The sequence below is a fragment of the Alteromonas sp. ABH4_456 genome (assembly GCF_056160645.1).
The window spans coordinates 61,513-73,364 of the sequence record NZ_JBSWXO010000014.1 but is presented as its reverse complement, the minus strand read 5'-3'; the positions used below and the strand labels follow the sequence as shown (position 1 = coordinate 73,364).

10 protein-coding genes are annotated in these 11,852 nt (G+C 50.3%); all 10 read left to right on the top strand.

Translation table 11 applies throughout. The features are described from left to right. Positions 1 to 2: 2 nt before the first annotated feature. Positions 3 to 1,502, top strand: coding sequence for an NAD(P)H-hydrate dehydratase (locus tag ACXAG2_RS18240; protein WP_474869334.1), 1,500 nt, complete (start codon positions 3 to 5; stop codon positions 1,500 to 1,502). Between the two features lie 20 nt (positions 1,503 to 1,522). Beyond that, positions 1,523 to 2,005 carry a tRNA (adenosine(37)-N6)-threonylcarbamoyltransferase complex ATPase subunit type 1 TsaE gene (gene tsaE, locus ACXAG2_RS18235; RefSeq protein WP_474869331.1) on the top strand — a complete coding sequence of 161 codons (483 nt, stop codon included), beginning with the start codon at positions 1,523 to 1,525 and terminating at the stop codon, positions 2,003 to 2,005. 41 nt (positions 2,006 to 2,046) lie between these two features. Continuing rightward, the gene (locus tag ACXAG2_RS18230; protein ID WP_474869329.1) at positions 2,047 to 3,381 is read left to right on the top strand and encodes an N-acetylmuramoyl-L-alanine amidase; all 1,335 of its coding nucleotides are present in this window, start codon (positions 2,047 to 2,049) and stop codon (positions 3,379 to 3,381) included. 19 nt (positions 3,382 to 3,400) lie between these two features. Beyond that, the gene (gene mutL / locus ACXAG2_RS18225) at positions 3,401 to 5,209 is read left to right on the top strand and encodes a DNA mismatch repair endonuclease MutL (protein ID WP_474869328.1); all 1,809 of its coding nucleotides are present in this window, start codon (positions 3,401 to 3,403) and stop codon (positions 5,207 to 5,209) included. Then, positions 5,206 to 6,138: a tRNA (adenosine(37)-N6)-dimethylallyltransferase MiaA gene (gene miaA / locus ACXAG2_RS18220; RefSeq protein ID WP_474843546.1), complete on the top strand. Its 933-nt coding sequence runs from the start codon at positions 5,206 to 5,208 to the stop codon at positions 6,136 to 6,138. The genes mutL and miaA overlap by 4 nt, the downstream gene beginning before the upstream one ends. A gap of 80 nt (positions 6,139 to 6,218) precedes the next feature. Beyond that, complete coding sequence (hfq, locus tag ACXAG2_RS18215) at positions 6,219 to 6,473, top strand: RNA chaperone Hfq (RefSeq protein ID WP_119499852.1); 255 nt, start codon at positions 6,219 to 6,221, stop codon at positions 6,471 to 6,473. A gap of 17 nt (positions 6,474 to 6,490) precedes the next feature. After that, positions 6,491 to 7,780: a ribosome rescue GTPase HflX gene (hflX, locus tag ACXAG2_RS18210; protein WP_119499853.1), complete on the top strand. Its 1,290-nt coding sequence runs from the start codon at positions 6,491 to 6,493 to the stop codon at positions 7,778 to 7,780. A 113-nt stretch (positions 7,781 to 7,893) separates the two neighbouring features. Next, a complete protein-coding gene (gene hflK / locus ACXAG2_RS18205; RefSeq protein ID WP_119499854.1) occupies positions 7,894 to 9,042 on the top strand; it encodes an FtsH protease activity modulator HflK in 1,149 nt (382 codons plus the stop codon). Between the two features lie 3 nt (positions 9,043 to 9,045). Then, positions 9,046 to 9,930 carry a protease modulator HflC gene (gene hflC / locus ACXAG2_RS18200; RefSeq protein ID WP_474843541.1) on the top strand — a complete coding sequence of 295 codons (885 nt, stop codon included), beginning with the start codon at positions 9,046 to 9,048 and terminating at the stop codon, positions 9,928 to 9,930. Positions 9,931 to 10,144: 214 nt separating this feature from the next. Next, complete coding sequence (locus tag ACXAG2_RS18195; RefSeq protein WP_474869325.1) at positions 10,145 to 11,743, top strand: AbgT family transporter; 1,599 nt, start codon at positions 10,145 to 10,147, stop codon at positions 11,741 to 11,743. Positions 11,744 to 11,852: the final 109 nt, after the last annotated feature.

The window sequence follows — 11,852 nt, the reverse complement described above, 5'->3', positions numbered from 1 at the left end:
CTATGCTGGATACTAAACTCGCGACAAGCTTATCACATAAACTCTTTCGCGCCGAACAGGTAAGAGAACACGAGCAGGCCGCAGCGGAGCAATCCGGCTGCGATCTGGCCACCCTGATGGAGCGTGCAGGTGCTTCGGTATTCCGTCAGTGTCAGAGCCTGCTGCCAAACACCCACGTTTATCTTGTGATGGTAGGGCAGGGTAACAATGCCGGCGACGGTTATATCGCTGCACTGAAAGCGAAAGAAGCAGGCAAGCAGGTGCATGTGTGCGCCGTCGAACCTCACCGTATTCTCGATGGCGATGCTGGCCGGGCACAAAAACGCTGGCTTGATGCCGGTGGTAAAATTGAAGTCTTCGATAAAGGCTTGCTGGATAAAGCGGGACTGGTTGTCGACGCAATGCTGGGTACCGGAATCACCAGTTATATACGCAATGAATTTGCTGACATTATTGATGCCATCAACGCTCATACTATTCCGGTGGTCAGTATCGATGTGCCCTCCGGTCTGGATGCTAATACCGGTCAGTCATTAGGTCGCTGTATTGAAGCTGATGTCACCGTCACATTCGTGGGTATTAAACCCGGCTTGTCTACCGGTGCCGGTAAGCAGTCCTGCGGTAAGTTAGTTTACGATGACCTCGGAATCGGTAAAGCCTTCTCTGAACTCGCCCGTTCGTCAGCCAGCTTACTGGATATCGAACAGTTTCGCGGTATGGGTCCGCGTGCTGTACACAGTCACAAAGGTACATACGGCCGGTTATTGTGCGTTGGCGGCAATAAAGGCACTGCCGGGGCAATCCGTCTGTCCAGTGAAGCTGCGTTGCGCAGCGGTGCCGGTATGGTGCGGGTTTTTACCCATGAAGCGTCAACCATTCAGGTCAGCGCCGGCCGTCCGGAACTGATGGTGACAGATGAAAACCTGGAAGATGCATTGAGCTGGGCGACCTGCGTGGTGATCGGACCCGGTCTGGGGCAGGATGACTGGGCAGAAACCGTATTTCAAACGGTGATGAAGCATTGTCAGACTCATCCGAAGCCCATGGTGCTGGATGCCGATGCGTTGAATTTGCTCAGCCGTCAGGCCACTGCGTATACCATTAATGACTGTATTTTAACGCCACATGCCGGAGAAGCGGCGCGCCTGCTGGGTGTGTCTGTGGATGATGTGGAAGCCGAACGTTTTAACTATGCCAGACAATGCGCCCAGCGTTATCATGCCACCTGTGTGTTGAAAGGCGCGGGAACCATTATTGATAACGAGCGGTCTACCTGGGTAAGTAAACACGGTAATCCGGGTATGGCAACGGCGGGTAGCGGTGATGTGCTCAGTGGTATTCTGGGAGCGCTGCTAGCGCAGGGGCTCTCACGGGATATCGCAGCAAAATATGGCGTCACTGTGCATGCTAAAGCCGGTGATGATCTGGCTGACTTGTACGGCCAACGTGGTATGATTGCCAGCGATTTATTTGACGCCGTCAGGGTGCTCATCAACCAGTAGTATTTGTTGAAGCAGAGTTTATGTCGTACGCAGAACATGTTTTCCGGTCAGATTCACCGGAAGCCACACAAAAAATTTCAGAGCAAATAGCCAGCGCTGTTAAGAGCAGACTGCCAGCCGGCCTGGTGATTTATCTGGAAGGCGACCTGGGCGCCGGCAAAACGACATTTTCCCGCTTTTTCATTCAAACACTCGGACACGCGGGGCACGTAAAAAGCCCCACGTATACCCTGGTGGAACCTTACGAACTGGATGAAGTCTCTGTTTATCATTTTGATCTGTACCGTCTGGCGGATCCTGAAGAACTGGAATTTATGGGGATCCGTGATTACTTCGGTGAAAAGAGCGTTTATCTGATTGAATGGCCTCAAAAAGGGGCCGGGTTCTTGGCATCTGCGGATTTAGTGATTAGTATTAACTCACATGATGATGTGCGGACATTGCACATTGCCGCGAAATCAGCGGCCGGTGATGCTGTTGTTTGTGCACTGAGTGCCCCATAAAAAATAAAAAAGCTGACGAAAGGAAATTTTCAGGGCGAAATATGTTGCGCGTAATCGTTTACACAATCTTTTTGTGGTCACTGGCATGCGCTGCCTGGGCACAAAACCAGATTAGCGGAGTCAGGGCTGCACCTTCCGGTGACAGGACCCGCGTTGTGCTCGATCTTAAAACGGCGCCTGTATTTACCTATTTTTCATTAGACAACCCTGCCAGGCTGGTTATTGACCTTGCGGATACCGATAACGGCAGCGATTTGTCACAGGCTGATATCACCGGTGACCTGGTAAAGCGGGTGCGCCACTCAACACCGAAGAACAGTCAGTCAGCCCGTATCGTTATCGAAATGGCGAGAAAGGCAAAGCCATCCATTTTCCCTGTTGAGCCTGATGGTCCCTACGGACACCGCCTGGTGGTTGATTTAATTGATCCGAACCCCGGCCCTGCTGCGCCGCTGGCGTCTACTTCCGTCGTGCTGGATACGAAAAACAACAGTCGGGACCGCGATATTATTGTTGCCATTGATGCGGGTCACGGCGGTAATGACCCCGGTTCTATCGGCCGTGCCGGTACTTACGAAAAACACATTACCCTGAGTATTGCCAAATACCTTGAAAAACTGGTTAATGCTGAATCCGGCATGCGTGCAGTAATGACACGGGAAGGCGATTATTACGTCGGGCTGAACCGCAGACCAGAAATCGCCCGCAAAAGTAAAGCTGACTTACTGATTTCAATACACGCTGATGCCTTTACCACAGCCGGTCCGAGAGGCGGATCTGTGTGGGTATTGTCAATGCGCCGTGCTGATACTGAATTGGGTCGCTGGCTGGAAAGAACCGAACAGCATTCTGAATTACTGGGCGGCGCAGCAGAAGTGATTTCTGATAACGCCAGCGAGCGTTATCTGGCAGAAACCATTCTCGGTTTGTCCATGGATCATTCTATGTCAGCCAGCTACGACCTCAGTCAGAAAGTGATAAAAGAGTTGCGTGGCGTAACACGTATGCACAAGTCTTCTCCGCAGGCGGCCAGTCTCGCCGTTCTGACAGCGCCGGATATTCCGTCAATTTTGGTAGAAACCGGTTTTATCAGTAATCCGCAGGAAGAAAAAAACCTGAACTGGAGTGAATACCGCGAGCGGCTGGCCACCTCAATGTTTGAGGCAATCAAGACGTATTTTCGTCAGGTCCCGCCGGACGGCACCTTATGGGCTTCACAAAAATCCCGTAATTTAATTCACAAGGTTCGCAGTGGTGAGTCATTGTCCTTGCTGGCGCAACGTTACAATGTCAAAATCAGTACCATTAAAGCGGCAAATAACCTTAGCGGCGACACCGTACAGATTGGTCAGGAACTGACCATCCCGAGAACCTGAAACAAAGTCTGGAATTCCCTTGCCTATACAGCTACTCCCACCGCAGTTAGCGAACCAAATCGCTGCCGGCGAAGTGGTAGAAAGACCTGCGTCTGTTGTTAAAGAACTAATTGAGAACAGTCTCGACGCCGGTGCCACACGTATCGAACTGGATATTGAAAAAGGCGGGCATAAGCGCATCAGATTGCGTGACAACGGTGGCGGCATCTGTAAAGACGAATTACCCCTGGCGCTCAGCCGTCATGCAACCAGTAAAATTGCAACGCTGGATGATCTCGAACAAATCATGTCGTTAGGGTTCCGCGGTGAAGCACTGGCCAGTATCAGCTCAGTCAGCAGGCTTACTCTGACTTCCAGACCGGAAGATCAGGAACAGGCATGGCAGGCTCACTGTGAAGGTCGTGACATGGAGGTCACCGTAAACCCGGTTGCCCATCCGAATGGCACGACTATCGACGTGGCTGATTTGTTTTACAATACGCCGGCAAGACGCAAGTTCTTGCGCACTGAAAAAACCGAATATCAGCATATCGAAGATGTGGTCCGCAGGATTGCACTCAGCCATCCCGACGTGTCCTTTTTGCTGAAACACAACGGCAAGATGACAAAGCGTTATCAGGCTTCGTCAGCTGATCCTCTGACCCGCCGTATCAGTGCGGTAATGGGGCAAAAGTTTCTGAGCAACGCGGTTTACGTGAAAACCGGCTATGACGGCATGACACTTGAAGCCTGGCTGGGCAATGAGACCATGCTAAGAAGCAGTACCGACAGCCAGTTCAGTTTTGTAAACGGCCGGGGTATGCGGGACAAACTCATCCTGCACGCAATCCGTCAGGCTTATGAAAGTGTGTGGGGGGTGCTGGAACAACCGTCTTTCGTGGTTTACCTGACCGTTGATCCCCGTGATGTGGATGTGAATGTGCATCCGGCTAAACATGAAGTCCGTTTTCAACAAAGCCGCCTTGTACATGATTTTATCTGTAAGGCTGTGGCTGACGCGCTCAGTGACGGTGACACCGGTGAGACTGCGCAATTTGATGAGCCGGAACACGATTACATTCGCCCCCTTGCACCGGCGCAGCCGCAGGGTACACATCAGGGGCATTCCCCGGAAAATAACGGATACAGCACAACAGCAACGCAATCCGTGCCGCGGTCTTCACAGTCTTTTGCTGGTTCCTCTGCCGGAACTGCACAGGGACGCTATCACGGAAGCGGGGCGGCAGCAGGAACGGGCCGTCACCGCAGTGCACCGGTGCCTGCCGCAACGGTGGCCGATTACGGGCAGCGCTACAGCACTTTGCTCAGCTCACAGATTGATACGCAGGAGACCTCTGCGTTATCATTCTTGCACTTAAATGAATATGTAAGAATTTACTGTCATAAAAACAACTGTTTGCTTTTATCTGTAAACGCTATAATCGCCCAATGGGTGGCGGCTCAAATTGAGCTGGCCGGCACATCGCAACCATTGCTGATGCCGGTATCAGTGGCCAATACGAACGTAAGTGAACAAACCGTTGAGGTTTTGCAGGATCACCACTTTGAAATCAGTCTGGTGGCAGGTAAATACCGGTTACAACAGGCACCTTCAGGATGCAGACATTTTCCGTGGGTGAACTGGTTTCCGGTCATGCTGACTTCCGGCGGGCAGAACCTGAATGATGTGCTAAAGTCTTTAATATCAGTGACAACCGTACCGGCTGATATTCTTACAGCAGTGTGGCACGGATTTGAATTGATGCCTGTCAGTGAACAGATTACCGTGCTGGAGCAACAGGGTCGCAGCCAGCCGGCAGGCAGATTAATAGAGACGTGGCCGGAATGAGTGAAAGTCAGAATATGAAGCCCGTCGTAAGTATTATGGGGCCTACCGCTTCCGGTAAAACAGGTCTGGCGCTGGAGCTGTCACAACGCGTACCTTGTGAAATTATCAGTGTTGACTCGGCGCTGGTGTATAAAGGCATGGACATCGGTACGGCAAAGCCGACCGCGGAAGAACAGGCGCTGGCGCCACACTGGCTGATTGATATTATCGATCCGTCTGAAACGTATTCCGTGGCGGAATTCCGCCGCGATGTTATTTCGCTGGTTAACGATATCCATCAGCGTGGCAAACTGCCGGTGCTGGTGGGTGGTACGATGATGTACTTTAATGCCTTGATAAATGGTATATCGCCCTTACCTAAGTCTGATGATGAGGTGAGAGCGGGCATTGTCCGGGATGCCGGGGCGCATGGATGGCAAGCCTTACACGATGAATTATCTCGTGTAGACCCTGTAAGTGGCGCCCGCATTCACCCGAATGATCCGCAGCGTGTAACACGGGCGCTTGAGGTTTACCGGTCAACCGGCCGCAGCCTCACTGACTGGCAGGCCGAAAAGGGCGAGCCATGTCCTTTTCAGGTGACGCAATTTGCGATAGCACCGGAAGACAGAGCAGTGTTACACGGTCGTATTGAACAGCGGTTCGATATGATGCTTGAAGATGGCTTCATTGATGAAGTGAAGACATTGTTTGCCCGGGGTGATCTTCATGAAGATTTACCCTCTATACGTTCAGTAGGATACCGTCAGGCGTGGCAGTATTTACAAGGGCAACTCGACTATGCAGAAATGCGTGAGAAAGGTATTATTGCAACGCGTCAACTTGCAAAACGGCAGCTGACCTGGTTAAGAGGCTGGCCGGAACTGCACTGGCTTGACACGTTTGCTAACCATAATTTGACGAATATTTTGTCAAAAATCACACTTTAAGTGTTGGAGTGTGTTATACATTAAGCGCGGTGGCAAACGTATATGTTTGCCATGGAAATAATAAAAACTAAGGATATCAAATGGCTAAAGGGCAATCACTACAAGACCCATTCTTGAATGCGTTAAGAAAAGAGCGTATTCCCGTATCCATTTATCTGGTAAATGGGATCAAACTTCAGGGGCAAGTGGAATCGTTCGACCAGTTCGTGATTCTGTTGAAAAACACAGTTAGCCAGATGGTTTACAAGCATGCCATTTCAACGGTTGTACCATCACGTGCTATCACTATGCCTAGCTCAACCCAAGGGGATGCTGAAAATAGTAAAAGTGAATAATTTAAAAGGTACATTGCTTGTTTGACCGTTATGAAGCCGGTGAACAGGCTATTCTTGTTCATGTAAATTTTGCTGACGAGAACAGCAAAGAAGATCTCGCCGAGCTTGAATTGCTCGTATCTTCTGCGGGAGTGAATGCGGTAGACGTACTTACGACGTCGCGCAGTGCTCCACATGCTAAGTATTTCGTTGGTTCTGGTAAAGCCGAAGAGATTGCTGCTTCTGTGAAAGCGCATGATGCTAACGTAGTGATTTTCAATCATGCGTTATCGCCGTCTCAAGAGCGGAATCTCGAAGCCATCTGCAAATGCCGGGTCCTAGATCGTACCGGCCTTATCCTCGATATCTTCGCACAACGTGCCCGGACACATGAAGGTAAGCTGCAGGTGGAACTGGCACAGCTTCGACATATTTCTACCCGGTTAATTCGCGGATGGACACACCTTGAGCGTCAGAAAGGCGGGATAGGTCTGCGTGGTCCGGGTGAAACTCAGCTCGAAACTGACCGCCGGTTGTTACGTGGCCGGATTAAGGCCATTCTCCGCAGGCTGGAGAAAGTACAGAAACAACGTGAGCAAGGGCGCAGATCGCGCAAACGTGCCGAAATTCCCACGGTTTCTCTGGTTGGTTATACCAACGCAGGGAAATCGACGTTATTTAATACCATCACAAATTCCCACGTGTATGCAGCTGACCAGCTGTTTGCTACGCTGGATCCTACTCTGCGCAAAATTGACTTGCAGGATGTGGGGCCGGCCATTCTGGCAGATACCGTCGGGTTTATCCGTCATCTCCCTCACGATCTGGTTGCAGCATTTAAAGCCACGTTGCAGGAAACACAGGAAGCGGATTTACTACTTCATGTTGTTGATGTGGCAGAAGCAAACTATCGTGAAACGATGGATGAAGTGAATGCGGTGCTTGAAGAAATTGAAGCAGATGATATTCAACAATTAATAATCTGTAATAAGATTGATAAACTTGATGAAATATCACCGCGTATAGATAGAGACGACGAGGGTGTACCTGTTCGTGTATGGGTGTCTGCTCATTCCGGAGAGGGGCTCGATTTATTGAGTAAAGCACTTACCGATTGCTTAGGACAGAGCATGGTAAGTTACACACTGCGGATCCCCCCGGCGCAAAGTAAATTGCGCGGGGTGTTGTATGATTTAAATTGTATCGCAAATGAGGCCTATGACGACGGCGGTGACTGGGTAGTGGATGTAAGAATGCCCACCAGCGACTGGAACCGTTTAGAAAAACGCCTCGATGACGGCTTGTCCGGCTATGTGGTACATCATTAAATGACAGATTCGTAACGACAGATTTTAAAATCAGATCCCAAAATAATTGAACGGCTGTTCATCGCGGGCAGTATATTCAGTTATCGGGGGTTAACCACTTATGGAGTATCAGCATGGCTTGGAATGAGCCGGGTGGCAAAAATAACGACCCGTGGAAAAACCGCGGCGGTCGCGATCAGGGGCCCCCGGATTTGGACGACGTGTTCAAAAACCTGTTTGGTAAATTCGGAAAAATGGGCGGTGGCAACGGTGGTTCAGGTAAAAGCCTGGGCACAGTCGGTGCCGCTATTCTAATCGCACTGCTGGCCGTAATCTGGGTGGTAAGCGGGTTCTATACCATCCGTGAATCAGAACGTGGTGTAGTGCTTCGTTTCGGTGAATATTCTCAGCAGGTAGAACCGGGACTTCGCTGGAAGCCAACCTTTATCGATACCGTTATTCCGGTTGATGTCACATCTATCCGCGACCAGGCGTCCAGCGGCTCCATGCTGACTGAAGACGAAAACGTGGTGCGTGTTCAGATGGAAATGCAATACCGCGTGGTAGACCCGTATCGCTGGACGTTTGCGGTAACCAGCCCTGAAATGAGCCTGAGCCAGGCACTCGACAGTGCAATCCGTTACGTTGTAGGTCACTCACAAATGGATGACGTATTAACCGATGGCCGTGAAGTTACCCGTCAACGTGTCTGGGAAGAGTTGCAATCTATCCTTGAACCTTATGACCTTGGTGTCACCATCACCGATATGAACTTCCGTGATGCCCGTCCGCCTGAAGAAGTGAAAGATGCATTCGATGATGCTATCGCCGCTCAGGAAGATGAACAGCGTTTCATCCGCGAAGCCGAAGCTTATGCACGTGAAATTGAACCCCGTGCCCGTGGTCAGGTTAACCGGATGAATGAAGAAGCGCAGGCTTACAAAGAGCGTGTCATTCTGGAAGCGCAGGGTGAAGTGGCCCGATTCTCTGAGCTTCTGCCTCAGTTTGAAGCTGCGCCTCAGGTTACCCGTGAGCGTATTTATCTGGAAACGATGGAAGAGGTACTGGGTAAAACCAGTAAAGTGCTTATCGACAGCAAAGGTGGAAATAACATGATGTATCTGCCGCTGGATAAAATGATGGAACAAAAATCATCATCTGCGCCGGCCCGTTCATCTTCGTCTTATCAGTCGCTGCCATCTTCATCCGGCAGTAACTCATCCGGCTCAGCAACGCAGAGTTCTGGTTTCCGTGACAGTCGTTTCGGTAACGGAGGAGAATAACGCATGAAGAACTTACTCATTGCAGTAGTAGTACTGTTTGTTATTTTGCTGTCCGGCTCGTTATTTGTGGTAAGCGAAGGCGAAAGAGCGATAGTTATTCAGTTCGGTAAAGTACAACGTGATGACGCCACCGGCGAAACACGCGTATTCGAGCCCGGCCTGCATTTCAAATTGCCGTTTATCGATTCTGTCCGTCGTCTGGATGCCCGCATTCAAACGCTGGATGATGTGCCTGACCGCTTCGTGACTTCAGAGAAGAAGGACCTTATCGTCGATTCTTACGTGAAGTGGAAAATTGCTGATTTCGCAAAATATTATCTCTCTACACAAGGTGGTAATAAGTTGCAGGCAGAGGCGCTTCTGAAACAGAAGGTGAACAACGGTCTGCGTTCTGAATTCGGTGCCCGCACTATTGCACAAATTGTATCCGGTGAGCGTTCTGCACTGATGAATCAGGCAATGGAACAAGCCAGCGAATCCTCTAAAGAACTGGGTATTCAAATTGTTGACGTGCGGGTTAAGCAAATTAACCTGCCTAACGAAGTGAGTAACGCGATCTTCCAGCGTATGCGTGCAGAGCGTGCTGCGGTAGCCCGTGAACACCGTTCGGAAGGTCAGGAACAAGCTGAAGTGATCCGTGCAGATATCGATGCAAAAGTTACCGTTATGCTGGCAGACGCCGAGCGTAATGCCCGTCAGGTACGTGGTGAAGGTGACGCACTGGCAGCACAAATCTATGCAACGTCTTACTCTAAAAATCCTGATTTCTATAGCTTCCTTCGCAGTATGGATGCCTATCGTAAGAGCTTCAATGGTAAAGATGATGTGATGGTGCTTGCACCGGACAGCGATTTCTTTAAATACCTGGATAATTCCAAGGGTAAATAAATCGTAACTTACTGAAAAACCCGCTTTAAGCGGGTTTTTTTATGCCCTTAAAACCCACTGTCAGACGTTTTTTTCGTCGTCCTAAAGTATGGAAAATAGCCGCTTTACAGCCCTTTTGCTGCGAAGACGCTGTTTATTCGCTATACTGTGCGCGACATTATTATAATCAGGCTGCATAAAATGCAGATCTGAATAAAAACGACAGAGGTTTATCTTGAGTTCCAATCAGTCTCAGGTGCCGTCCCGCGGGGATGCTGCACAGAGCGGATGGTTCGCACGATTTTTGGCTACCGTAGAGTGGCTCGGGAATTTGTTGCCGCATCCGATCACATTATTCGCATTACTTTCTGTATTCATCGTCATCTTAAGTGGCATCCTGGGCTACTTCGATGTGGCTGTGGCCGATCCCCGTCCTGAAGGCGCAAAAGGCCGGGAAGCAGACGGCATGATCGAAGTCATTTCGCTGATGAGTGCTGAAGGTCTTCAGCGCATCGTTACCGGTCTGGTGACCAATTTCACAAGCTTTGCGCCGCTCGGTACTGTGCTGGTGGCATTGTTGGGTGTCTCTGTGGCTGAGCACTCCGGTATGCTTTCCGCGCTGATGCGTTCCCTGGTTATGGGTGCACCTAAGCGCGTGGTCACATTCGCCGTGGTGTTTGCCGGTATTCTTTCAAATACCGCATCTGAGCTGGGTTATGTTGTCCTTATTCCGCTGGCTGCTATGATTTTCCATTCTCTGGGGCGTCATCCGCTGGCCGGGCTGGCTGCTGCATTTGCCGGCGTGTCGGCGGGTTACAGCGCTAACCTGTTACTTGGCACCGTTGATCCGTTACTTTCCGGCATCACTGAAGCTGCCGCGCATATGATTGACCCTGAATATGTGGTTGGCCCGGAAGTAAACTGGTATTTCATGTTCATCAGTACCTTTGTCATTGCCATCATGGGCACCTTTGTGACTGAAAAAATTGTCGAGCCAAGGCTGGGTAAGTACAACGAATCGGATGCGTCTGTGGAACTGGAAGGCCAGTCCATGGAAGCGCCAACGGCTCTGGAAAAGAAAGGTCTGAAAATGGCCGGCTTTGCATTCGTGGCAGTGTGTGCTGTGCTGGCACTTACCGTCGTACCTGAAAATGGCCCGTTGCGAAATCCGGAAACCGGCCTTATTACCGGGTCACCTTTTCTTAAAGGCATCGTCGCTTTTATTTTCATTACCTTTGCGATACCCGGTTTCGTATACGGCAGGGTAACAGGCTCGATGAAAAATGACCGCGATGTGATTAACGCCATGTCGAAAAGCATGGGAGCAATGGGTCTCTACATCACGCTGGTATTCTTCGCCGCCCAGTTTGTAGCCTTCTTTAAATGGACAAACCTTGGTACGTTCCTCGCCGTTAAAGGTGCTGCGTTGTTGCAGGCCGCGGGTCTTGACGGGCCGTCGGTGTTCATTCTGTTTATTTTAATGTGCGGACTGGTGAATCTGTCGCTGGGTAGTGCCTCGGCGCAGTGGGCTGTGACTGCGCCCATTTTCGTACCCATGCTGATGTTATTAGGTTATGCACCGGAAGTGATTCAGGCTGCATATCGTATCGGCGACTCGGTTACCAACGTGATCTCGCCGATGATGAGCTATTTTGGTCTGATCCTCGCTATGGCGGCTAAGTATCGTAAGGATGTCGGAATGGGCACTCTGATTGCCATGATGCTGCCTTATTCTATGGTATTTATCCTTGGCTGGTCGCTGCTGTTTTTCTTCTGGGTATTCCTTCTTGGTATGCCTGTTGGACCGGGTGCGGCAACCTTCTATACACCTTAACGAAATGTAATGTCCCTGAGGCCGGCGAATACCGGCCTTTTTTATTGGCGACCCGCAGCGATAGTAATCGCTTAAACTGAATCAAATAATCGTTATAAATGTCTGATTC